The organism is Shumkonia mesophila (assembly GCF_026163695.1).
In the GTDB taxonomy this organism is placed as follows: Bacteria; Pseudomonadota; Alphaproteobacteria; order Rhodospirillales; family Shumkoniaceae; genus Shumkonia; species Shumkonia mesophila.
Map to the genome: position 1 here is coordinate 567,745 of NZ_JAOTID010000002.1, position 22,666 is coordinate 590,410.

Annotated in this window: 27 protein-coding genes; 14 read left to right on the plus strand and 13 right to left on the minus strand. The window is 67.4% G+C overall.

The window, feature by feature from the left end:
• Positions 1–62: 62 nt before the first annotated feature.
• From ODR01_RS05925 to ODR01_RS05945, 5 genes are read right to left on the minus strand one after another with little or no spacing between them, the layout of a single operon-like run.
• Positions 63–1,238 carry a sulfotransferase gene (locus ODR01_RS05925; protein WP_316976686.1) on the minus strand — a complete coding sequence of 392 codons (1,176 nt, stop codon included), beginning with the start codon at positions 1,236–1,238 and terminating at the stop codon, positions 63–65.
• A 10-nt stretch (positions 1,239–1,248) separates the two neighbouring features.
• The gene (locus ODR01_RS05930) at positions 1,249–1,965 is read right to left on the minus strand and encodes a hypothetical protein (RefSeq protein ID WP_316976687.1); all 717 of its coding nucleotides are present in this window, start codon (positions 1,963–1,965) and stop codon (positions 1,249–1,251) included.
• A complete protein-coding gene (locus tag ODR01_RS05935; protein WP_316976688.1) occupies positions 1,952–2,260 on the minus strand; it encodes a hypothetical protein in 309 nt (102 codons plus the stop codon). The genes ODR01_RS05930 and ODR01_RS05935 overlap by 14 nt, the downstream gene beginning before the upstream one ends.
• The gene (locus ODR01_RS05940) at positions 2,257–3,654 is read right to left on the minus strand and encodes an arylsulfotransferase family protein (RefSeq protein WP_316976689.1); all 1,398 of its coding nucleotides are present in this window, start codon (positions 3,652–3,654) and stop codon (positions 2,257–2,259) included. Before ODR01_RS05940 ends, ODR01_RS05935 begins: the two co-directional genes overlap by 4 nt.
• Positions 3,655–3,714: 60 nt before the next feature.
• Positions 3,715–4,602 carry an adenylyl-sulfate kinase gene (locus ODR01_RS05945; RefSeq protein WP_316976690.1) on the minus strand — a complete coding sequence of 296 codons (888 nt, stop codon included), beginning with the start codon at positions 4,600–4,602 and terminating at the stop codon, positions 3,715–3,717.
• 260 nt (positions 4,603–4,862) lie between these two features.
• On the opposite strand from ODR01_RS05945, the gene ODR01_RS05950 reads away from it, so the two are divergent.
• A complete protein-coding gene (locus ODR01_RS05950; protein ID WP_316976691.1) occupies positions 4,863–5,369 on the plus strand; it encodes a CC0125/CC1285 family lipoprotein in 507 nt (168 codons plus the stop codon).
• 6 nt (positions 5,370–5,375) lie between these two features.
• Here the strand turns inward: ODR01_RS05950 and ODR01_RS05955 are convergent, their stop codons facing one another.
• The 3 genes from ODR01_RS05955 to ODR01_RS05965 all read right to left on the minus strand — a co-directional run bounded on the left by ODR01_RS05955 (position 5,376) and on the right by ODR01_RS05965 (position 8,515).
• A complete protein-coding gene (locus tag ODR01_RS05955; protein WP_316976692.1) occupies positions 5,376–6,548 on the minus strand; it encodes a multidrug effflux MFS transporter in 1,173 nt (390 codons plus the stop codon).
• Between the two features lie 72 nt (positions 6,549–6,620).
• Complete coding sequence (locus tag ODR01_RS05960) at positions 6,621–7,676, minus strand: amidohydrolase family protein (RefSeq protein WP_316976693.1); 1,056 nt, start codon at positions 7,674–7,676, stop codon at positions 6,621–6,623.
• A gap of 74 nt (positions 7,677–7,750) precedes the next feature.
• Positions 7,751–8,515, minus strand: coding sequence for a sulfite exporter TauE/SafE family protein (locus tag ODR01_RS05965; protein WP_316976694.1), 765 nt, complete (start codon positions 8,513–8,515; stop codon positions 7,751–7,753).
• 157 nt (positions 8,516–8,672) lie between these two features.
• On the opposite strand from ODR01_RS05965, the gene ODR01_RS05970 reads away from it, so the two are divergent.
• From ODR01_RS05970 to ODR01_RS05980, 3 genes are all read left to right on the plus strand, one after another.
• Positions 8,673–9,137 (plus strand): CopD family protein, encoded by a 465-nt coding sequence (locus ODR01_RS05970; RefSeq protein ID WP_316976695.1) that lies wholly within the window; start codon positions 8,673–8,675, stop codon positions 9,135–9,137.
• Between the two features lie 180 nt (positions 9,138–9,317).
• Positions 9,318–9,956: an NUDIX domain-containing protein gene (locus tag ODR01_RS05975; RefSeq protein WP_316976696.1), complete on the plus strand. Its 639-nt coding sequence runs from the start codon at positions 9,318–9,320 to the stop codon at positions 9,954–9,956.
• 112 nt (positions 9,957–10,068) lie between these two features.
• The gene (locus tag ODR01_RS05980; RefSeq protein ID WP_316976697.1) at positions 10,069–11,070 is read left to right on the plus strand and encodes a cysteine synthase A; all 1,002 of its coding nucleotides are present in this window, start codon (positions 10,069–10,071) and stop codon (positions 11,068–11,070) included.
• Positions 11,071–11,082: 12 nt separating this feature from the next.
• Here ODR01_RS05980 and ODR01_RS05985 read toward each other — a convergent pair whose 3' ends face one another.
• Positions 11,083–11,592: a PocR ligand-binding domain-containing protein gene (locus ODR01_RS05985; protein WP_316976698.1), complete on the minus strand. Its 510-nt coding sequence runs from the start codon at positions 11,590–11,592 to the stop codon at positions 11,083–11,085.
• A gap of 137 nt (positions 11,593–11,729) precedes the next feature.
• Here ODR01_RS05985 and ODR01_RS05990 point away from each other — a divergent pair, with 137 nt between their 5' ends.
• Together ODR01_RS05990 and metC are read left to right on the plus strand one after the other, a co-directional pair.
• Positions 11,730–12,602: a sulfurtransferase gene (locus ODR01_RS05990; protein WP_316976699.1), complete on the plus strand. Its 873-nt coding sequence runs from the start codon at positions 11,730–11,732 to the stop codon at positions 12,600–12,602.
• A 40-nt stretch (positions 12,603–12,642) separates the two neighbouring features.
• Positions 12,643–13,812: a cystathionine beta-lyase gene (gene metC, locus ODR01_RS05995; RefSeq protein ID WP_316976700.1), complete on the plus strand. Its 1,170-nt coding sequence runs from the start codon at positions 12,643–12,645 to the stop codon at positions 13,810–13,812.
• On the opposite strand, the gene ODR01_RS06000 is transcribed toward metC, so the two are convergent.
• The 3 genes from ODR01_RS06000 to ODR01_RS06010 are packed head-to-tail and all read right to left on the minus strand — an operon-like array spanning position 13,796 to position 15,945.
• Positions 13,796–14,590 carry a metal ABC transporter permease gene (locus tag ODR01_RS06000; RefSeq protein WP_316976701.1) on the minus strand — a complete coding sequence of 265 codons (795 nt, stop codon included), beginning with the start codon at positions 14,588–14,590 and terminating at the stop codon, positions 13,796–13,798. The genes metC and ODR01_RS06000 overlap by 17 nt on opposite strands.
• On the minus strand, positions 14,583–15,428 hold the full coding sequence (locus ODR01_RS06005; protein ID WP_316976702.1) for a metal ABC transporter ATP-binding protein: 846 nt from the start codon (positions 15,426–15,428) through the stop codon (positions 14,583–14,585). Before ODR01_RS06005 ends, ODR01_RS06000 begins: the two co-directional genes overlap by 8 nt.
• Positions 15,412–15,945, minus strand: a complete 534-nt coding sequence (locus tag ODR01_RS06010) for a Fur family transcriptional regulator (protein WP_316976703.1) — start codon at positions 15,943–15,945, stop codon at positions 15,412–15,414. Before ODR01_RS06010 ends, ODR01_RS06005 begins: the two co-directional genes overlap by 17 nt.
• Positions 15,946–16,048: 103 nt before the next feature.
• Here ODR01_RS06010 and ODR01_RS06015 point away from each other — a divergent pair, with 103 nt between their 5' ends.
• The 8 genes from ODR01_RS06015 (at position 16,049) to modC (ending at position 22,087) form a co-directional block, all read left to right on the plus strand.
• A complete protein-coding gene (locus ODR01_RS06015; protein WP_316976704.1) occupies positions 16,049–17,005 on the plus strand; it encodes a zinc ABC transporter substrate-binding protein in 957 nt (318 codons plus the stop codon).
• A 56-nt stretch (positions 17,006–17,061) separates the two neighbouring features.
• Entirely contained in the window at positions 17,062–17,472 is a 411-nt protein-coding gene (gene hisI, locus ODR01_RS06020; protein ID WP_316976705.1) for a phosphoribosyl-AMP cyclohydrolase, read from the plus strand.
• Positions 17,469–18,503: a CobW family GTP-binding protein gene (locus ODR01_RS06025; protein WP_316976706.1), complete on the plus strand. Its 1,035-nt coding sequence runs from the start codon at positions 17,469–17,471 to the stop codon at positions 18,501–18,503. The genes hisI and ODR01_RS06025 overlap by 4 nt, the downstream gene beginning before the upstream one ends.
• Positions 18,504–18,592: 89 nt before the next feature.
• Positions 18,593–18,916, plus strand: a complete 324-nt coding sequence (locus tag ODR01_RS06030) for a bactofilin family protein (protein ID WP_316976707.1) — start codon at positions 18,593–18,595, stop codon at positions 18,914–18,916.
• Between the two features lie 69 nt (positions 18,917–18,985).
• Complete coding sequence (locus tag ODR01_RS06035) at positions 18,986–19,348, plus strand: winged helix-turn-helix domain-containing protein (RefSeq protein ID WP_316976708.1); 363 nt, start codon at positions 18,986–18,988, stop codon at positions 19,346–19,348.
• Positions 19,349–19,456: 108 nt separating this feature from the next.
• A complete protein-coding gene (gene modA, locus ODR01_RS06040) occupies positions 19,457–20,257 on the plus strand; it encodes a molybdate ABC transporter substrate-binding protein (RefSeq protein ID WP_316976709.1) in 801 nt (266 codons plus the stop codon).
• Between the two features lie 9 nt (positions 20,258–20,266).
• Positions 20,267–20,977: a molybdate ABC transporter permease subunit gene (modB, locus tag ODR01_RS06045; protein WP_394356808.1), complete on the plus strand. Its 711-nt coding sequence runs from the start codon at positions 20,267–20,269 to the stop codon at positions 20,975–20,977.
• Between the two features lie 6 nt (positions 20,978–20,983).
• Positions 20,984–22,087 carry a molybdenum ABC transporter ATP-binding protein gene (gene modC / locus ODR01_RS06050; protein WP_316976710.1) on the plus strand — a complete coding sequence of 368 codons (1,104 nt, stop codon included), beginning with the start codon at positions 20,984–20,986 and terminating at the stop codon, positions 22,085–22,087.
• Between the two features lie 14 nt (positions 22,088–22,101).
• On the opposite strand, the gene ODR01_RS06055 is transcribed toward modC, so the two are convergent.
• Positions 22,102–22,626, minus strand: coding sequence for a gamma carbonic anhydrase family protein (locus ODR01_RS06055; protein WP_316976711.1), 525 nt, complete (start codon positions 22,624–22,626; stop codon positions 22,102–22,104).
• Positions 22,627–22,666 lie beyond the last annotated feature (40 nt).

The following is a 22,666-nucleotide window of genomic DNA, read 5'->3' on the forward strand; positions in this document are numbered from 1 at the left end:
GTCCTATCGTCGCTGCTGGAACAGCCCCCATGTATCGCAGTTTTTGCCGAACGGAAAGCGGTCTATTGCGAACGCCTAGCGATTGGCCGGCTGTCGTTCACCGGGCTCCCGTAGCCGAACTTCCGGGCGGTTGGCGCCGTCTCGCGCTCGATCACGGCCAGCTCGGCGTCGGTGAACTTCGGCTTGTAGTAGCCGGGAAAGCGGATGCGCTCGGCCGCCTCGGCGAGGAACCCCTCGCCGGCCGCCAGTCCGCAGTGGCTCAAGGCCTCGGCGATCGTCTGGCGCGGCGTCTGGCACAGATCCTCGTAACGGACCACGCGGGTCGCCGCGCGGATTTCGGGGCTGCCCGCCAGGACGTCGGCGACGTGATCGTGGATCAGCGTCCAGTAGCGGGCCCACCCCTCGACCTCGGCGCCGCCCTGCCACAAGGCCGTGACCTCGGCCACGCGGCGCGGATCGCCGATGGCGATGGCCCGGCGGTCGAGGCCGAATTCGAAATGCCCGACCCGTTGCAGGTGGCGCACCGCCGCCGGATTGTCGTGTTGTCCCTTGGCGAACAGCGCCTGCTGCTTCATGAGGGACGCGATATGCCAGACCGGATCGCGCACCGGCACGACGAAGCGGGCGTCCGGGAACAGGCGCAGCAGATAGCCCAGGCGGGTGACGTTGTAGTTGCCCTTGGCGACGTAGCGGCGCCGCCCGCGCACCGCCAGCAGCTTGCGGATGTGATCGACATAGAACCGCGCAAAGCCCCGATGGTCGGCCGCCGGATCGTCAAGCGAGGCGCGGTGCGACGGATCGTGCAGCCCCGGGAAAAAGGCCATCCACAGCATTTCCTCGAAGGCTTCCGGGCTGTTCGAGGTGATGGCGATGCCGTCCCTGTGGGTCCTTTCGACCGGCCGTTCGTCTTGCCGCGCCACGCGGTCGAGCCAGCGGTTCCACCAATAAGGCGTGAAGATCAGCGGGTAGTCGCGGTAGCGATGCGTCGCCACCTCGGGGTGGCGGGCCAGGGTTTCGAGCAGGATCGTGCTGCCGGAACGCGCCAGGCCGGCGATGTAGATGGGCCGGTCGATCGCCTCCCCGGCGCGCTCGGCCAATACCGCCTTCGTCTCGATGTTGCCGAGCGAAATCCACAGGCGCCGGTGGCGGGTGACGAATTCGCCCACCCTGTCCATCCAGCCGGCGACCGCGAAGCCGTCGCCCCCGGCCGCCTTTGTATTGGCGCTTTTCGCCTCCATGGACATGGCCTTACTGGATGCGGGCGATGCGGTAGAAGAACAGCGAGGTGACGAAAAAGACCGGGATGAACAGCGCCATCCAGGAGCGCGCCCAGCCGGGGCCGAACGGCAGATAGGCCTGTTCCGGAAGGTGGACGGTCACCCGCTCGACCGGCCCATGGTCGGGCAGATAGCCGGCCGGGTTGCCGAGCAGCACGTTCCACCAATGCCGTTTCTCGATCTGCGGGATGGGCTTCTGAACGGGGATGTCGGCAACGGCTTGGCCGGTCCGCTCGCGCACCGTGATGCGTGGAACGTCGGCTTCGGTCCGCCACGTGCCCTCGAAGCCGGCCGGCACCACCTCGATGAACGGCGCGCTGTCCGGCAGGAAGCGGGCGTAGGAGGTGTCGAGCCAGATCATCAGGGTCAACGCCGGCAGCGAGGCGATGAGGGTCGCCGGCAGCACCAGGCCGAGATGGCGGAAAGCAATCGCCAGCTGGGCGCGGATCAGCGGCATGGCGCTGGCCAAGTCCTCGCCGTCGTGGTCGAGCATCCGGCGGCGCAATTCCGCAACCCGTTCCTTGGTCGCGGCGATCTTCGCCTGGGGCGACAGCCATTTGTAGATCAGCAGGCTGGAGACGGCCGCCACCACGGCCCAGAAAACCAGCCGCCAGGGGGCCGGCGCCGCCGCGAAGACCGCCCGGTCGACCAGGTCGTAGAGCGGGCCGGGAAGGTTAAACAGCCCCATGACGCGATACGTCCTCTTGCGGTGGGCGGGAGGCCCGTGGCGGGGACACCGAATCCCCGCCGGCCTGCGCGCCCGGGGTGGCGGCGGTGCGGCTTTTGCGCAGGAAACGGCGGAGCGGCCACAGGACGACGAAACCGATGGCCGCCCCGACGGCGATGACGACGCCCCACAGGGCGCCCAGCAGGCTCAGTCCGGCGCCGGGTCCGACATAGGCGGCGGCGGGCGTCGTCACGACCGCCGGCAGCAGGATGGCGACGGTCCAAAGGAAGAGGCGTTCTCTTGTCATGCGTCTCATCGTGCTTTCTCCGTTAGCGTTCGTTCGATGCTGTCCCGGAACGCCGGCTCCAGGCGGCCCGGAATGACGCGTTGCGCCCCGGAAACGACGGGGATGTAGCGGTTCCCCTCGCCGCTTCGCACCGGATTGACGTATTCCCAGGCAATGGTTCCGTCGCGAGCGACCTCCAGAAGGCGTCCGCCGTCGGACTCGGTAATCAGCGTGTTGCCGTTGGCGAGCCGTTCGATCGAGCCGCGGATTTCGCTCGAGAAGGGACGTTCGGCGTCGCCCTCGTATCGCCACGTCACCTCCATCGTCTTCGGATTGAAGGCGAGGATGCGGGAATCGTTTCCCTTATCGAAGGTGCCGAAGTTGTCGAACACCAGGATGTCGCCGTTATCCAGCACGCGGGGATCGTGCTGGCCGACCCATGGGCCCCGCGTCGCCCATTCGACTTCCCCGCTTTCCGGGTCGATCACGGCGAGCACGCCGATGTCGCGGAAGGACACGACGACGTGTCCTTCGCCTCCGACCGCGAAGCGCCGGGCCTTGGCCTTGTCGATGTATTCGACGGCATTGGTGTGCAGCGGGTCTTCGGTCGAAAAGGCCGGGGTGGCGTGCACGAAGCCGTCGTAGCGCGACTGCGCCAGGGCATGGGTCAGCGAAATCTTCTTCAACTCGCGGCCGTCGGGCGACAACGTTACCAGAAAGTCGTCGAGGCGCGGGCTTCCCAAGGTGGTGAAGCCCTTGATCTTCTCGGAGGTGAATTCCTGGGTCAGCGTGAAAATGCGACCGTCGGGGGCGATGTCGAAATCATGATGGACCGGCTGCAGATAGCTCCAGATCACCTCGGAGTTCTTGTTCAGCTTGACCATGCCGTAGCCCCACGGGGTGTCGCCCGCGGCTTCGTAGATGGCCAGCAGGTCGCCGTTCGGCAGGACCTCGGCCTTGGTCATGAAGATCAGGGGGTCCGGCTGCGGATTCTTGATGGCGGCCTGTTCGTTCCAGACCGTGCTGTAGGGCCGATTCCATTCGTGGAGCGTGCGGCCATCCATGGTGATGAGGCGGGCGTACGGGCCGTCGCCGGAGGTGTAGAGGGTGTATCCGGGAAAGGCGCGCCCGGCCTCGTAGGCGGTGACGCCCAGGGCAGCGGTGCGGGCTTTCCGCCACTGATCGGTGGCCAGGGGGTCGCTCGACATCTCGACCTTGTCGATGTAGGCGACCGCCGCCCGGTAGGCGTCGCGCAACGGCTGGGAGGGGAAGGTCTGGCTGAGGACCGCGAACGCGCCGGCGGCGAAGGCCAGGAACCCCATCGCCAGGAAGAACAGCCCCTGCCCGGCCCGTTCCAGGATTCCGCCGACCCGATCGCGATCCGGCTTGCGGCGGGATGGAAAGACGACTTTTGTCGCGCTCATTTCGGCCCGGCTCCACGTTCGAAACCCACTCGATTCCATCGGCATCCTCCTGGGTGCGGATTACTGCGAAGCTGCGCGGGAACTTCCCGCGGCTTGGGGGCGCGGCTTCGCGGCGGGTCGCGGCTTGACTGCCGCCCGGATTTCACGCCGATCGGCGGACGCATCGAGGCCGATCCGCCGCCGGATTTCGGTGGCCGAGATCTCCTCGACCTCGGGCGAAAGCTCGAGCCGCTCGACGGCATATCCGACATCGCGGCCGTAGAAGATGTGGGTGATATTGGCCATGTCGATCACGCTGAACCGCCCCTTGTGGCGCCACAGCGCGGTCTCGATGCGCTCCTTGACCTCCTCGAAGGGGAACGGATTGCTGGCGTCGTCGCGGGAATGGGTGTTGCGCACGGCGATGCATACCTGGCCGGCCCGCTCGATGCCCTTTTCGATCAGGGCCCGATGGCCGTCGTGAAAGGGCTGCCAACGCCCGACGAACAGCGCCGTCGGCCGCCGGGGGTCGAAGACGGGCCGCAGGCGCTGGGCGATCTGTTCGGCCCAGTATTCGGGGGTGCCCGAGGCGGTGACCCGCACGTCGCAGCGGTCGGGCGGCACGAACAGGCGGTCGGTGTCCTCGAAGCGGCTTTCCCTGATGCGATCGACCCACACAACGAAGGCCTCGCCGAAGGCTTTCCGGGTCTCTGGCGTCGGGCAGATGAAGTCGGCGACCGCAAGATTGCCCGCCTCGATCACCCGATCGCACAGCCAGCCCATGCGGCGCGCCTGCTCGATGCGGTCCGCGACGGAAAAACCGAGGTCCTTGTTGATGTTATGCCGGATCTCATCGGCATTGAAATGAATGGCGTTGAGCCGCCGGGCCAGCACTTTGGCGAGCGTGGTCTTGCCGCTGCCGGGCAATCCCATCACGAGTATCTTTCCGGAAACGTCGGATGCAGTCATGGGTCCTCTCAACGAGCAATTTCAGGAGCGGCGGCGCGACGGCGTGACCGATCGTCCGGGAGTGGGAGCCCGGCGCGGCAGGGGGAGGATCAGGCCGAATTCCCGTCGGATGCAAAATCCGTTACGGGCGACAGGCTGCCGTCTCACAGTGGGTAGACTTCGCGAGGCGGCCTTCTATTTCACCGTTTCATGTTCGGGTCGGAACCGGCGGTGGCCGGGCCGGGTATTGAGACCGCCCCGGCGGCGCCTATATCTTCCGCATGGCCCGCAAATTTGTCGTCCTGATCGTTGTGCTTCTGGGGCTCAGCGCCTGCGCCCTGCCCACCCTCTATCAGCCGGCCACCGACGGGTACGGCTTCTCCCAGCAGCAGATCGAGGGCAACCGCTTCCGGGTGTCGTTTTCCGGCAATTCGCTGACCGCCCGCGAGACGGTGGAAAATTACCTGCTCTATCGCGCCGCCGAACTGACGCTGGCCCAGGGCGGCGACTATTTCGTCGTCGTGAACCGCGAGACCGAGGCGCGCAGTCAATACGACACCGGCTTCGGCGGCTATGGCGGATATGGCGGCTACGGCCCATGGGGGCACCGGCATTCCTTCATCGGGGCCGGCAGCGGACGGGCGATCACCGAATACCGGGCCTACGCCGACATCGTGGTTTACCGCGGGGCGAAGTCGCCGACCGAGCCCAACGCCTATGACGCGCGCGACGTCACGGCGAGGCTCGCTCCCACCGTCGTCCGGCCGTCGCCGCCGAAAGCCGGGTAAGGCCCGTCAGCGGTCGGCCCAGCGGCAGAAGCCGAGGGCGAGGACGGCGAAGCCGGCGAAGGCAAACGCGAGCGGCAGGATGGTTCCATCGTAAGCCTGCCCGATGAGCGATCCGACGGTCGCCGAGATGGCCGTCACCACGGTGCCGATGACGGCGGCGGCCGACCCGGCGATGTGGCCCATCGGCTGCATGGCCATCGCGTTGAGGTTGCCGAACAGCATGCCGTGGCAGAAGAACATCGGCGCCAGCACCAGGAAGGTCAGCCACAACGGCGGAATACCCTCGAACACAAAGGCGATGCCGGCGAAGGTCAAGGCCAGCCCGATCATGCCGAAAAGCGCCATATAGACGAGCCGGCGCATGCCCAGCAGCACGACGACACGCGAATTGACGAAGGCGGCCAGCCCGATCGATCCGGCCAGCCCGCCGAAGGCGAACGGAAACAGGCCGCCCAGCCCATAGGTTTCCTGGAAGACCTGCTGGGCCGACGTCAGATAGCCGACGAAGGCCGAGAACAGGCAGGCGGTGGCCATCAGATAGGCGATGACCGTACGGTGGGTCACGACCTCGATCAGGGCGCGGCCGACGCGGCGGAAGGACAGCGGATGGCGGTGGGCGTCCGAGAGCGTTTCGGGCAGTCGCCACCCGGCCCAGGCGGCCATGATGCCACCCAGGACGAGCGCCAGCCAGAAGATGCCGCGCCAGCCGGTGAAGGTCAGGACTCCCTGCCCGACCAGCGGGGCGAACACCGGCACCAGGATCGAGACGGTCATGATCATCGACACCGTCTTGGCCATTTGCCGGCCCTCGAAACGGTCGCGGACGATGGCGACCGCCAGCACCCGCGGGGCCGCGGCGCCGATGCCCTGGGTCAGGCGGCCCAGGATCATCGTCTCGAAGGTCGGCGCCCAGATCGAAATCAGGCAGCCGGCGCCGAACAGCGCGATGCCGAACAGCAGGATCGGCTTGCGGCCCAGGCTGTCGGACAACGGCCCGAACAGCACCTGCGCCAGGGCCATGCCCAGCAGAAAGGCCCCGATGACCAGCTGGCGGCGGTTGTCGTCGGTGGTGGCCAACTCCTGGCCGATCATCGGCAGTGCGGGCATGACGGCGTCGGTCGACAGGGCGGCCAACGACATGATGAGAGCCATCAGGACGATGAATTCGACGTGGCGCATGGATGGATCGGGGCGAGGCCTGAAAGTGTCGGGGGGCGGCACCCTACATGTAGGCAGGCCGTTCTGGCCAGCCTAGAGCGCGATTTGTTCGTCGAATAACAGTTTCCAGGCCGAACGGCAGGCGACCGTGCCGGCGGCCTCGGACTTCAGCCCGGCCAGAAAGCGGCGCAGGGTCTTCACCTTGTCGCCGATCTCGTCCATGCGATCGCCCCCGAGGTCGAGGGCGGCCAGGAAGCGCCAGGGGTGGTCCTCGATGAGGGCCGCCCAGTCGGGCCGCACGCGGCCGTCGGACTCCCAGACCCGGGCGTGGTTCTCGCGGCTGCCAGGATAGACCGATTTCGGACCGCCGAAGGCGGTGTCGACATAGAGCCCGGGATGCGTCTCCAGCAGCTTGCGCAGGTATGCGGGGCCATAGACCGTGCTGCGGCCCTGATAGCGGACCTGCGCCAGATGGCACCAGATGACCTTGGCCCTGGGATAGGCCGCCAGCATTTTTTCGAGCGGCGCCAGCAGGCCGTCCTCGATCTCGTAATGGATCTGGAACGACAGGCCGGTCTCCGCCGAGAACGCGAACAGGCGATGGCCGTGCTCGCCATCGATGGGGATGGCGATGTCGCGGAACATTTCGCCCCGTTGCCATTCGGGTGGCGACGGGTAGTGGCGGAACTCGAACTCGCCCAGCAGCGGATAGCCGTCCTCGACGACGCGGCGCAGGTGGATGTCGAGGAATTCCTTGGGCTTTTCGGACCAGGCCGGCCAGATGCCGGCCGTCGAGGCGGGGATGAAGTGGCTGGGGAAGGCGGCGACCGCGTCGCGCGCTCCGTCATTCCACAGTTTGCCCGAGTCGAAGCCCCCCTTGCCGATCTGCGGCGACATGCAGACCTGGGCGACCCCGGCCTCGTCCATGCGGCCGGCGAATTCGGCCAGGTTGATCTTGCCGGGGTTGTAGCAGCTTTCGATGTCGATGATCGGCAGCGTTCCCTTGGCCGCAATGGCGCGCAAACGGCCCTGCCAGCCCTTGCGCAGGGTGGCAATGTCGAACCGTGCCGGTGCGGCGCGGAGGGAATGGGGAGCCAGAGCGAATGTCAGGGCGGCGGCGGTGCCTCCCAGGAATGCACGACGGCGCATGATGGCCTCGCGGTCTGCCGGGTCGAAGGCCGGCAAGGATAGGCCTTTCAGGGATAGCGGCAAATCCCATGTTTTCAGAAGAAGGCGCGGCGGACGAGGTTGAGGCCGATGACGATGAGGACGACGAACAGCGCCTTCTCGAACAGCGCCTGGGGGACGTGCCGGCGCAGCCGCCGGCCGATCACCAGCCCGGCGATCACCGGCAGCGACGACAGCGCCGAGTGCGCAATCTGCGGCGGGCTGAGGATGCCGTGGGCGACGAGGCCGAGGAAGAGCGGCAGCGAACCCACGAAGAAAAGCAGCGCCACGGCGGCGACGAACACGTCCTTGGGCAGCCGCAGCGCCACCAGATAGAGGATGAGCAGCGGCCCGAACAGGCTGGACATGCCGCCCAGCACACCGCCCACCAGGCCGAGCGGTGGGCCCAGCCAGCGTTCGCCGCGGGCATCGAGCGCCAGCGTGCGGGGCATCGCCTGCAGGCCGGTGAACACCACCAGCACGATGCCGAGGATTCCCGACACAAGCTGCTGATCGAAGGTGGCCAGGATCTGCACGCCGACCACGGCGCCGACGACGACGCCGGTCAGCATCGGCCAGAAGCGGCGCGCGCAGTCCTTGGTATGGCCGCCATGGAAGGCCTGCCAGGCATTCGACACCACCACCGGTACCGAGGCGAGCGCGATGGCGTGGGCCGGGCTGGTAACGCCGGCGATGAGGGGAACCGCGATCATCGGCAGGCCGACCCCAAGCACGCCCTTGACCGTGCCTGCGGCAAGGAAGGCGCCGACCACCACGGCTACCACCAGCCAGTCGACCGAGGAAAAATCGAAAGCGATCATCGCACGGAAATGACCATGAGTTGACGAATTTGCGACTGCGGGGCACCTTCTAGCATCGCTGGGCCGCCCCGTCGCGGAAAACCGCTGGCGTAACCGCGTTCCATCGCCGACATATGCGAAACCGGCCGCGGGCGGCCGGGAAAGAAGGGGGATGAGGATGACGACAGTGAACGCCGTGTTGATGGCGCTGCACGCCTTGGGCGCCGTGGTGTGGGTGGGCGGCATGTTTTTCGCCTACATGGTGCTGCGGCCGTCCGTCGACGCCATGGAGCCGCCGCACAAGCTCTCCTTGCTGGCCGCGGTGTTCCGCCGCTTCTTCATCTGGGTGTGGCATGCCGTGGTGGTGTTGCCGGTGACGGGTTATGTGGTCCTGTTCGCGCTTTATAACGGCTTCGCCGGGGCCGGCGGCCACATCCATCTGATGCAGGGGCTGGCCTGGGTGATGATCGCCCTTTTCGTCTATATGGTCTTCGGTCCCTACCCGCCCTTCCGCCGCGCGGTGGCCGCCGCCGACTGGCCGCAGGCGGCGCGCCATCTGCCGCGCATCCGTCGCATCATCGGCATCAACCTGATCCTCGGGCTGATCACCGTGGTGGCGGGGTCGGCCGGCCGCTTTCTCTAGGACGGCAATCCCGATAAATTGGATTAAAATTTCATTCTAATTGATTGAAATAAAGGACATAATGACGGACATTGCGGTTGTGCCGTCCGACGATCCTCTGGACAAACCGGGGCGCTTCCCCCAAAAAGGGCGCGCCGGCGCCCGAGGGGGCGCCGCCGCCAGCCTAGGGACGGGCACCCGATGAAGCGTACCGACGTTACCGTGATCGACAAGGCCCGTCCGTTCGACGGCTATTTCAAGATCGACCGCTACACCGTCCGCCACCGCCTGTTCGAGGGCGGCTGGAGCGAGCCCTTCACGCGCGAAGTGTTCGAGCGCGGCCACGCCACGGTGGTCCTGCTCTATGACGCCGACCTCGACAGCCTGGTCTTCGTCGAGCAGTTCCGCATCGGCGCCCATGCGGCCCTGTCCTCGACCTCGTGGTGGGAGCCGGACTTTTCGCCCTGGCTCGTCGAATGCGTCGCCGGCATCATCGACGAGGGCGAGACGCCCGAGCAGGTGGCCCGCCGCGAGGCCGTGGAAGAGGCCGGCTGCGAAATCCGCGAACTGATGCCGATCCAGCGGGTGATGGCCAGCCCCGGCGGCTGCAGCGAGACGGTGTTCGCCTTCTGCGGCCAGGTCGACGCCTCGAAGGCCGGCGGCATCCACGGGTTGGACCACGAGCACGAAGATATCCGCGTCGTTGTCGTGCCGGCGGCGGAAGCCTTCGAATGGCTGGAATCGGGGCGCCTGGTGCATTCCATCACGATCATTGCCGTCCACTGGTTCCGCCAGCGTCATCGCCATCTGCGGGCCGCCTGGCGCGGCAAGGCCCGTTAGCCGACCGTTTCCCATGCCTTCTTCCGGTTCGTTTGGCCGGCGGCCCTTGAAAGCGGGTTGCCGGCTCGCCAGCTTTGCGGGTGAATAATCCGTAAATGCAAGGTATTTGATTATGGATATACGTGACGGATTTGTAAAAACAGTCGGCAACACCCCCCTCATCCGCCTGAGAAAAGCCTCCGAGGAAACCGGCTGCGAGATCCTGGGCAAGGCCGAATTCCTCAACCCCGGCGGGTCGGTCAAGGACCGCGCCGCGCTTTTCATCGTCGAGGACGCCGAGGCGCGCGGCCAGCTCAAGCCCGGCGGCGTCATCGTCGAGGGCACGGCGGGCAACACCGGCATCGGCCTCGCCCTGGTGGCCAACGCCAGGGGCTATCGCACCGTGATCGTCATTCCCGACACCCAGAGCCAGGAAAAGAAGGACATGCTGCGCCTGTGCGGCGCCGAGCTGCGCGAGGTGCCAGCGGTTCCCTACAAGAATCCCGGCAACTACGTCCACGTCTCGCGGCGCCTGGCCGAGGAACTGGCCGCCAGCGAACCCGCCGGCGCCGTCTGGGCCAACCAGTTCGACAACGTCGCCAACCGCCGCGCGCACGAGGAAGGCACCGGCCCCGAGATCTGGGACCAGACGGGGGGAAAGGTCGACGGTTTCGTCTGCGCGGTCGGCACCGGCGGCACCCTGGCCGGCGTGGCGATGGCGCTCAAGGCGCGCAATCCCAAGGTGGTCGCCGCGCTGGCCGACCCCATGGGCGCCGCCCTTTACCACTACTACAAGTTCGGCGAGCTGAAAGCCGAGGGCTCGTCGATCACCGAGGGAATCGGCCAGGGCCGCATCACCGAGAACCTGAAGGGCGCGCCCATCGACGAGGCCTTCCAGATTCCCGACGCCGAGGCGGTGACGCTCATCTTCGACCTCTTGAAACACGAGGGCCTGTGCCTGGGCGGCTCCAGCGGCATCAACGTGGCCGGCGCCATCCGCCTGGCCCGGCAAATGGGGCCGGGCCACACCATCGTCACCGTACTTTGCGATTACGGCACCCGCTACCAGAGCAGGCTGTTCAACCCGGCGTTCCTGCGCGAGAAGAACCTGCCGGTGCCCGATTGGCTGGCCTAGATGGCGGCGGCGTCAGTCGTCCTGGAGAGCCTTGAACACGCCCTCCACGCGGGACGCCAGGAAGGCCGCAACCTCGCGGGTTTCGCGCTCGGTGAGGGCGGGAATGTCGTGGCCGAGGGCCGCCACCTCGGCTTCCGGGATGCCGGTCACCTTGCTGATGTAGAAGGGATCGATGCCGTCCCCTTCGAGGGGCCGGCCGCAGCCGCCGAAGGCGCCCAGGAACTCGCCGTCCACCGTGATCGGCACGACGATCTTGACCATGCCGGCGTCGCATTCCCCGACCACGGGCGCGCCCTCGCGGCGGACCCGGGCGACGATGTCCTGATGCGCCCTGGCGCAGATGTGGGTCTGTCCGTCCTTGGATGCCGCGATCGCCGGACACAGGCGGTTGGCGCGCACCGCTTCGCCGGTGATTCGCTTGCCGTCGGCATCGAACACCGAGGCTTTGAGGCCGAACTTCTCGTTCGCCTCTTTTTCGATTGCGCGCCAGATTTCGACGGGCAGAATGTCAATGAGTTTCATTCGCGGCGTTTCCTTCCCGGATGGTGCGGCCGTCGGGGGGGCGGCGGTTTCTTTTTGGTCTGCGGGCGACATCCCTACCACGGGGCGGGGGCGGCCCGTCAAGGACGGTTCGGCAGTTACGCAGGGGGAAGATCGGCATGAACTACGCAAATCCCGACGCCTTGGTCAGCGGCGAGTGGCTGGCCGAACGCTTAGGCAAGCCGGGCATCGCCATTATCGATGCCACGTGGTTTCCCAAGCATTCGCCGCGCAAGGCGGCCATCGAGTTCGAGCAGGCGCACATTCCCGGCGCCGTCTTCTTCAACATCGACGACATCGCCGACAGGAAAACCTCCCTGCCCCACATGCTGCCCGATGCCGCCACTTTCGCCGCCAAGGTGGGGGCGCTGGGCATCGGCGATGCCGACCGGGTCATCGCCTATGACGCCAACGGCGGCGCCGCGGCGGCGGCCCGCGCCTGGTGGATGTTCCGCGTTTTCGGGCACGCCAACATCGCCATGCTGGACGGCGGCCTGCCCAAATGGCTGAAGGAGAACCGGCCGACCGAGGGGGGACCGGCGCGGCCGGCCGGCAAGCGCTTCACCGTGCGCACCGCCGACGGCCGGCCGGACCTGGCACTGGTGCGCTCGGCCGGGCAGCTTCTGGACAATCTCAAGACCGGCGCCGAACAGGTGGTCGACGCCCGCAGCCCCGGCCGCTTCGCCGGCACCGACCCGGAACCCTGGCCGGTGAAGAAGCTGGGCCACATCCCCGGCAGCCGCAACCTGCCGTTCGGCCGCCTGATGGACCCGGAACGGGCCAACGCCATGCGTCCGGCCGGGGAAATCGCCGAAATGGTCGCCGCCGCCGGCATCGATCCCGACCGGCCGATCGTTTCCTCCTGCGGTTCGGGAGTGACGGCCGCCGTCGTCACGCTCGGACTTTATCTCATTGGCCATAAGCGGGCCGCCATCTATGATGGCTCATGGTCGGAATGGGGCGCTCGCGACGACACCCCGGCCGAAAACTGAACAGTCCTGGTAAAACCGGACCCCAAGGAAACACAATCCGATGCCCAAGAAAGACACTTTGCTGGTCAATGCCGGCCGCCGGCCCGAGGAGAATTTCGGCCTGGTCAACCCTGCCGTCTACCACGGCTCCACCGTTACCTTCCCGACGCTGGCGGCGCTTGAGACGTCAAACGCGGCGCCCTTCGATGGCGTTCACTACGGCCGCACCGGCACTCCCACCACGTTCGCTTTCGAAGAGGCGGTGGCCGCCCTGGAAGGCGGGGAGCGCACCGTCACCCTGCCCTCCGGCCTGGCCGCCATCGCCTGCGCGCTGCTGGCCTTCCTGGAGGCGGGCGATCACGTGCTGGTCGCCGACAGCGTCTATTTCCCGACCCGACGCCTGCTGGGCGGCCCGCTCAAGCGCTTCGGGGTCGAGACCACCTATTACGACCCGCTGATCGGGGCCGGCATCGCCGAACTGATCCGCCCGCAAACCAAGGTCGTCTTCGTGGAATCCCCCGGGTCCCTGACTTTCGAGGTGCAGGACGTCCCCGCCATCGCCGAGGCGGCGCATGCCAAGGGCGTTGCCGTCGTCATGGACAACACCTGGAGCGCCGGCTTCTATTTCCAGCCCTTCGCCCACGGGGTCGACGTCTCGGTCCAGGCGGCGACCAAGTTCATCGTCGGCCATTCCGACGCCATGCTGGGCACCGTCACCGTACCGGCCCGGCTTTATGAGCGCATTCGGGGCGCCGCCAACGGTTTCGGCTATTGCGCCGGGCCCGACGACTGCTACCTCGGCCTGCGCGGCCTGCGCAGCCTGAGCCCGCGCATGGCCCGCCACCAGGAAAACGGCCTCAAGCTCGCCCGTTGGCTGAAGGCGCGCCCCGAGGTCGAGGCGGTGCTGCACCCCGCCCTTCCCGGCTGCCCGGGTCATAACCTGTGGAAGCGCGATTTCACCGGCGCCTGCGGGCTGTTCGGCGTGGTCTTGAGGCCGGCCGCCGAGGGCGCTGTCGCCGCCTTCCTGGACGGACTGGAACTGTTCGCGCTGGGCTACAGCTGGGGCGGCTATGAAAGCCTGATCATTCCCACCGAGCCCGCGAAACTGCGCACCGTCACCCCCTGGCCCTACGCCGGCCCCAGCATTCGCATCCACACCGGGCTCGAGGATGCCGAGGACCTGATCGCCGACCTGGAAAAGGGGTTGGCCCGCTTCACCGCCGCCCGCTGAGCGCCGAGGCGACGCCCGAGGCCGCGAAGAGGACGCAGGCGGCGACCACGATGGCCGGCCCGGTCGGCACGTCGGTGGCGAACGATCCCCAGATGCCGGCCGCCACCGCGATGCAGCCCATGACGGCGGCGGAGCCGGCCATCTGTTCGGGGGTGCGCGCGAAGCGGCGGGCCGCCGCCGCCGGGATGATGATCAGCGAGGTGACGAGCAGAATGCCCACCACCTTCATGGCCAGCGCTACCACCACGGCCAGCAGCAGCACGAAGGCGATGCGCACGCGCGTCACCGGCACCCCCTCGACGAAGGCGAGGTCGGCATGCACGGTGATGGCCAGAAGCGGCTGCCAAAGAAAGGCCAGTACGGCCAGCACGGCGGCGCCGGCGCCGTAGACCCAGGCGATGTCGGCGCCGGTGACGGCCAGGATGTCGCCGAACAGATAGCCCATCAGGTCGACCCGCACGGTATCGAGAAACGACAGCGCCACCAGACCCAGGGCCAGCGCGCCGTGGGCAAGGATACCGAGCAGGGTGTCGCCGCTCAGCGCCCGGCCCCGTTCGAGAAAGACCAGCAGCAGGGCGACGGCGACGCAGACGGCGACGGTGCCGATGGTGAGGTCGATGCCGAGCAGGAAGCCCAGCGCGACGCCGAGCAGCGCCGAATGCGACAGGGCGCTGCCGAAGAAGGCCATGCGCCGCCAGACGACGAAGCATCCCAGGGGGCCGCTGATGAGGGCGACGCCAATGCCGGCGGCCAGCGCGCGCAGCGCGAAATCATCCATGGTCGTGGGGCTCCGTCGATCCGCAGCCGCAGGCCGCCGGGGGCTCTGCGTCGCCGCCGGTCGGGGTCAGCGGCACAAGAGCGCCGTCCGGACCTTGCGCGTGGCCGGGATGGTGGTGGTAGATGGCGAACGCCCGCGCCGTCGGATAGTCGCCGAAGAGGGCCGTGTAGCCGGGATGGCGCGATACCGCTTCCGGGTGGCCGGCGCACTGGACCCGTTGGTTGAGGCAGATGACGCGGTCGGTCGCCGCCATCACCAGGTGCAGGTCGTGCGACACCATCAGCACGCCGCAACCATGCTCGTCCCGGATACGTCCGATGAGCTGGTAAAGGTCTGCCTGGCCGCCGACGTCGACGCCGCGGGCCGGTTCGTCCAGCACCAGCAGGTCGGGATCGCGCAGCAGCGCGCGGGCCAGCAGCACCCGCTGCATCTCGCCGCCCGACACCTCCTGCAACGGATTTTTCAGCAGGTGTTCGGCCCCCACCTCCCCCAGCACGGAACGAAGGCGTTCCTCGGAGGGACGGCCGTTGCGCGGTACCGCGAAGGCGAGGAAGCGGCGCACGGTGAGCGGCAGGGTGGCGTCGACCTCGATGCGCTGGGGCATGTAGCCGATACTGAGGCCGGGCCGGCGGCGCACCGTGCCGCCGTCGGGCGCGATGAGGCCCAGCATGACCTTGAGCAGGGTGGTCTTGCCGGCGCCGTTGGGGCCGATGATGGTCAAGGCCTCCCCTTCGCGCACGGTGGCGTCGACGCCGGCGAGCGCGGTGTGGGTGCCGAAGGTCACCGAAACCTGATGGGCCTCGATGAGGAAGCCGGCCGGATCAGACGAGGGCGCCATCGTCACCTCTTTGCGCCGGCTGGCTGTCCTGGCAGGCGGAACACAGACCGGCCAGTTCGATGACGCGGCGCTGAAGGGTGAATCCGGCGCGCGCGGCGGCGCCGGCGATGGAGTCTTCCAGTTCGGTGTCGCTGATCTCGGCGACCCGGCCACAGGAGCGGCAGATCAGGAGTTGCCAGGCATGGTCGCGCCCCGGCTTGGTGCAGCCCACAAAGGCGTTGAGGCTTTCGATGCGGTGGATCAGGCGGTTTTCCAGAAGGAATTCCAGGGCGCGATAGACGGTGGGCGGCGCCGTCATGCCGCGTTCGCTGGTCAGCATGGTCAGGATGTCGTAGGCGCCGATCGGCTTGTGGCCGCTCCATACCGCCTGCAGGACCCGTCGGCGCAGCGGCGTCAGGCGCACCTGGCGCCGCTCGCAGATCTCGCCGGCCCGTTCCAACGCCTCTTCGACGCAGGTGGCGTGGTCGTGGTTGGCCTCGGGAAAGCCGTCGGCCCGTTTCTGATGATGATGGGTCACAATGTCCTCACCGGCGCTTGACGAAGCGGCAGCCCGCCCTCATATAGCCGCCAAGGTGATATAATATATCATTTTCGTTTGTCATCGCCCGGAGCCCGAAAATATGCGTCTCGCCGCTCTTTCCAAGTCGTCCCTTGCCTTCCTTGCCATCGGAACGCTCGCCCTGGCGCCGCGTGCCGCCCTGGCGGACCCGACCGTGGTGGCCAGCATTCCGCCGATCCACTCCCTGGTCGCCGGGGTGATGGCAGGTATCGGCGATGCGCATCTGCTGGTCAAGGGGGGCGCGTCGCCCCATACCTACGCGCTGCGCCCGTCGGATGCCACCCTGCTCAGCCGCGCCGACGTCGTCTTCTGGATGGGCGACGAGTTGGAGGCCTTCCTGGTCAAGCCGCTGGCGGCGCTGGGCGGCGGCGCCGACGTGGTGGCATTGTCGGAGGCGCCGGGGCTGCGGCTGCTCGCCACCCGCGAAGGGGGCGTGTGGGAGGAGGACGAGCACGAGCACGAGGCCGAAGGCGGGCACGAGGAACATGGCGCCCACGACATGCACGTGTGGCTCGACCCCACCAATGCCGAGGCCATGGTCGATGCCATCGTCGCCGCGCTCGGCCGGCGCGATCCCGCCAACGCCCAGGCCTACGCTGCCAACGGGGCCAGCCTGCGCGGGCGCCTCGACGGGCTGAAAGGCGAGATCGAGGCCACCCTCGCCCCGGTCGCCGGCAAGCCGTTCATGGTCTTCCACGACGCCTACCAGTATTTCGAAGAGGCCTTCGGACTTAAGGCGGCGGGCGCCCTTTCGGTCGCTCCCCAGCGGCTGCCGGGTGCGAAGCGGTTGGGCGAGTTGCGCGAGCGGCTGACGTCGGCCGGCGTGCGTTGCGTCTTCCGCGAGCCGCAGTTTGCGCCCAAGCTGGCCGAAACCCTGGTCGACGGCACGCCGGCCCGCATCGGCGTGCTCGATCCGCTGGGGGCCGGGCTGAAGGCGGGGCCGGATCTTTATTTCCAGTTGCTGAAATCCGACGCCGAGGCGCTCCGCACCTGCCTGGAGGGCAAGCCGGCCGGTTGACAGGAAGGGTCCGACGGTCGATGTAAAGGGCCCTTTCAATCCGGAGACAGGAATTCATGACCGACAACACCCAAAAGGCCGCGCCGGGCGCCGTTCCCGCCGGCCTCAAGTTCAACGCCGACGGCCTGGTGCCGGCCATCGCCCAGCAGTTCGATTCCGGGGAAGTGCTGATGATGGCCTGGATGAACGCCGAATCCATCGCCGAGACGCTGGCCACCGGGCGCGTCTGCTATTGGTCGCGCTCGCGCTCCAAGCTGTGGCGCAAGGGCGAATCCTCGGGCCAGGTGCAGACCCTCAAGGATTTCCGCTGGGATTGCGACGGCGACACCCTGCTTCTGCTGGTCGACCAGATCGGCGTCGCCTGCCACACCGGCCGGCGCAACTGCTTCTACAATGCGTGGCGCGACGGCAAGCCGGCCGTCATCGCCGAGGTCGAAATCGCCCCTGAGAAACTTTACGGGCAATGAGCGAAACCGCGGTGCCCGATTCCACGGCCCTGCCGGTTTCGGTCATCACCGGCTTCCTGGGAAGCGGCAAGACGACTCTGCTGAACGCGCTTCTCGCCCATCCCGCCATGGGCGAGACGGCGGTGCTGATCAACGAGTTCGGCGAGATCGGGCTCGATCATCTGCTGGTTCGCAAGATCGACGAAACCATCGTGCTGCTCAATTCCGGGTGCCTGTGCTGCAGCGTCCGGGGCGACATGATCACGGCGCTGCGCGACCTTTTCCTCAAGCGGGTGAAGGGCGACGTGCCGCCGTTTGGGCGCGCCGTCATCGAAACCACCGGCCTGGCCGATCCGGCGCCGATCATCCATACGCTGATGAGCGATCCGCTGCTGGGCGCGCGCTATCGCCTGGACGGGGTCATCGCCACCGTCGATGCCGTGCACGGCGAGGGCCAGCTCGACGGCCATCCGGAAGCGGTCAAGCAGGCGGCGATGGCCGACCGCCTGGTGCTCACCAAATGCGACTTGGCCGCCCCCGAGGCGGTCGTCGCCCTGGAGGCGCGGCTGCGGCGGCTCAATCCGGCGGCGGTGCCGCTTCGGGCCGACCACGGCCACGTGCCGCCCGCCGCCCTGTTCCCGGCCGGCCTCTACGATCCCGCCACCAAGATGTCCGACGTCGCCGGCTGGCTGAAGGCCGAAGCCTACGCAGACGACGATCACGACCACGGACACGATCACGACGTCAATCGCCACGACGACCGCATCCGCGCCTTCTGCCTGACCTTCGAGGCGCCGCTGGATTGGGATCGCTTCCTGCGCTGGATGGAGATCCTGCAATCGGCGCGCGGCGAAAGCCTGTTGCGCATCAAGGGCATCCTCGACGTGGCGGGCGAAAACCGTCCGGTCGCCATCCATGGCGTCCAGCACGTCTTCCATCCGCCGGCCGTTCTTCCCGCCTGGCCGTCGGCGGACCATCGCTCGCGCGTCGTCTTCATCACCCGCGACCTCGGACAGGCCGCCGTCGAAGCCGCCTGGCGGGCCGTCGCCTGAAACCCTCCTCGGCGTTCGCTTATTCCATTGCATTTAGTCGATGTTTCCAGGCAAAATGCCGACAAAATAACGCCTGGAGGGGAGTTATAATGGGCGAGTTTATTGCGTATAGGCCTTCGGCGCGGCCGCTGTCCGGGCCGGCCGTTCCGTCGTCACCCGAGAGGCCGGACGTCACGATCGAGGGCGACCGGGACGGTACCTTCGACGGCCGCTCGGTTACCGTGGTCCAGGGCGCCTCGATCACCGGCGAACTGGGCGGTGACACCATCGAGATTTATGGCTTGGTTCGCGGCTATGTCCGCGGCGGTGCCGTGCGCGTCCGGGCGACCGGTCGCATCGAGGGCGAGGTCGAGTACGGCACGCTCAAGGTCGATCCCGGGGCGATCATCAACGCCCGCTGCGTTCCCTGCTGACGCCGAAAGCCCGGCAATTCCTGGCGGCCGCCTTGTGAATGCGCCGCCTTTTCGGCTAGGCTGCTCGGCATGAAAGCCGCCTTGCAGAAACGGCAAGCCATGATGGTGCGCCCGCGCGTCACCATCGGGGAATCGATCGCCATCGGCCCCGGCAAGATCGACCTGCTGCGCCATGTGGCCGAAAGCCGATCGATCAGCGCCGCCGCGCGCACCATGGGTTTGACCTACAAGCGGGCCTGGCTGCTTATCGATTCCCTCAACCGCGGCTTCGGAAAGCCCGTGTTGGAAGCCGCCGTCGGCGGCAAGGGCGGCGGTGGCGCCCGCCTGACGCCCCTGGGCGAGGCTCTGGTCGCCCGCTATGGCGAACTGGAAGCCAAGCTCAACGAAACCTCGCAAGCCGAACTCGACGCCCTGCGCGGTCTGGCCGACTGATTTTCGCGGCCGGTCGCAATCGGCCATTGCTGAGAGGATCGTTATGTCATATTTGTCATAACGGCTTTGAGCGCCATGCAAGTTTGACGAGAAGGGGGAAACGAATCCATGACAACAAGGCAATCGCAAGGGTGCCGGCGATGGGCCGCGATGCTCGGCCTGGCATTGCTGCCGCTGTTGGTCGGTACCGCCGGTGCCGCCGAGGTGCGCCTTTTCGCGGCGGCGAGCACGACGACCGTTCTTGATGAAATCGCCACCCTTTATGCGGCGCAGGGACCGGATCGCGTGGTCGCGTCCTACGCGTCGAGTTCCACCCTGGCCAAGCAGATCGTCAACGGGGCGCCGGCCGACATCTTCATTTCGGCCAGCGGGCAGTGGATGGACTACGCGATCGAAAAGAAAGCGATCGAGGCCTCGACCCGACGCGATCTGCTCAACAACCGGCTGGTCCTCGTGGCACCGGCCGACAGCCGGTGGTCGCTGGACGCCGTGCCCGGATTCGGTTTGGCCGGCGTGCTGGGCGAGGGCTACCTTGCCATGGGCGATCCCGACCACGTTCCGGCCGGGATTTACGGGCGGCAGGCCCTCACCCAACTGGGCGTCTGGGAATCCGTTGCCGGCCGGGTGGCGCGCGCCGCCGACGTGCGCGCGGCCCTGGCCCTGGTCGAACGCGGCGAGGCGGTGGCGGGTATCGTGTATTCGACCGATGCGGCGGTTACGCCCAAGGTGAGGATTGTTTCCGTCTTTCCCGAAACCAGCCACCCCCCCATCCGGTATCCGGCGGCCATCGTGGCGGGGCACGACACGGCCGAGGTGCGGCGCTTTTTCGACTTCCTGATGTCGGAGAAGGTCGGGGCGATCTATCAGCGTTACGGCTTCGGCTTGGCGTCGGCGCCGGCAACGCGCTAAACCGTAAGCATGATGGATGTACCGGCGCTCCTGACCCTGACTCCCCTGGAACTGGAGGCCATCCGTCTCAGCCTCAAGATTTCGAGCTGGGCGGTGGTTGGCAGCCTGCCGCTTGGGATCGCCGTTGCGTGGGTGCTGGCCCGTTGCGACTTCTACGGCAAGACGCTGTTCGACGGCCTGATCCACCTGCCGCTGATCCTGCCGCCGGTGGTGGTTGGCTATCTGCTGCTGGTGCTGCTGGGGCGGCGCGGTCCCGTTGGCGGCTGGCTGTTCGACGTTTTCGGCATCACCGTCGCGTTCACCTGGAAGGGGGCGGCCATCGCCTCTGCGGTGATGGCCTTTCCGTTGATGGTGCGGGCCATCCGCCTATCGGTCGAGGCGGTCGACCGGCGCCTGGAACAGACGGCGCGAACGCTGGGGGCCGGGCGGCTGCGTGTTTTCGCCACCGTTACCCTGCCCCTGTCGTTGCCCGGCGTGGTGGCCGGCACCGTGCTGGCCTTCGCCCGTTGCCTGGGCGAATTCGGTGCCACCATCACGTTCGTGTCCAACATTCCGGGCGAGACGCGCACCCTCCCCCTCGCCCTCTATTCGTTGGTCCAGACGCCGGATGGCGATGCCGCGGCCCTGCGCATCGTGGCGATCTCGGTCGTTCTCGCCCTGATCGCTCTCGTCTTTTCCGAAATCCTGGCCCGCCGGGTGGCGGCGCGGACGCGGGAGTAGCGGGACATGCTGGAAGTCGACGTCCGCCGGCGGGCTGGTTCGTTCCTTCTCGATGCGCGGTTCTGCGCCGATGTCGGGCTGACCGCGCTGTTCGGGCGCTCGGGCTCGGGCAAGACCTCGCTGGTCGACACCTTGGCCGGGCTGAACCGGCCCGACGAGGGGCGTATCGTGATCGACGGGCACACGCTGTTCGATTCCAAGGCCGGCATCGATCTGCCGCCCGAACGGCGCCGGCTGGGCTATGTCTTTCAGGAGGCCCGGCTGTTTCCCCATCTCAGCGTTGCCGGCAACCTGACCTACGGGATGAAGCTGACGCCCCCGGCCGAGCGCCATCAGGATTTCGACCGTGTCGTCGATCTGCTGGATTTGCGCGCTCACTTGCGGCGGCGGCCGGCGACCCTTTCGGGCGGCGAGAAACAGCGGGTGGCCATCGGCCGCGCCCTGCTGGCCAGCCCGCGCATCCTGTTGATGGACGAGCCGTTGGCCTCGCTTGACGCTGCCCGCAAGGCCGAAATCCTGCCCTTCATCGAACGCCTGCGCGACGAGATGCGCCTGCCGGTCGTTTACGTCAGCCACGCCATCGAAGAGGTCATCCGCCTCGCCGATACCATGGTGGTGATGTCGGACGGCCAGGTCGCCGCCAGCGGTCCGGTCGAGGCCATCATGAGCCGCCTCGACCTTCATCCCCTCACCGGCCGCTACGAAACCGGCGCCGTGCTGGTGGCGACGGTGGTGGGGGCCGATCTGGCCTATGGCTTGACCGAGTTGTCCTTTGCCGACAGGCGCCTGTGGGTGCCCCGCGTCGACCTGCCGGTCGGCACGCCGTTGCGGGTGCGCATCCGGGCCCGGGACGTGTCGCTGAGCCTGACGCCGCCCGAACGAATCAGCATTCTCAACGTGCTCGAGGGGACCGTCGAGGAACTGGACATCGGCGAGCAGCCCCAGGTCGACGTACGCATCGACGTGGGGGCGCCGATCATCGCCCGCATCACCCGGCGTTCGGCCGAAAACCTTGGGCTGCGGCCCGGGGTTCGGATCTACGTGCTGATCAAGGCGGTGGCGGTCGACCGGCCCAGCCTGGGGCGGCGCGGCAGCCGGACGCGGAAGTAATCCTCGCCCTCGGCCTAATCCTGCGCCGTCAGCTCCCGTTTGATGCGCTGCCAGGCCTTGATGTATTCCAGCGGCCCCTTGCGGATGCGCGCGATGTGCTCGTCGGTCAATTCGCGCACCACCTTGCCGGGCGAGCCCATGACCAGGCTGCGATCGGGGATCTCCTTGCCTTCGGTGACCAGCGCATGGGCGCCGATCAGGCAGTCCCTGCCGATCCTGGCGCCGTTCAGCACGGTGGCGCCGATGCCGATCAGCGAGCCGTCGCCGATGGTGCAGCCGTGCAGCATGACCATGTGGCCGACCACCACGTTGGCGCCGATGACCAGCGGCAGGTCGAAGTCGACGTGCAGGACCGAGCCGTCCTGGATGTTGGTGTTCTCGCCGATGGTGATCGGCGCGAAGTCGCCGCGTACCGTGGCGTTCCACCAGATGCTGGCGTTCCTGCCGAGGCGCACGTCGCCGAGAACGGCGGCGTTGGGGGCGATCCAGTAGTCGTCGCCTTCGGTGACGACGCGGCTTTCGCCGAGGGCGTATTTCATGACGTCCACGTTCCTAGTCTGTTGCGATGGGTTTTCGATT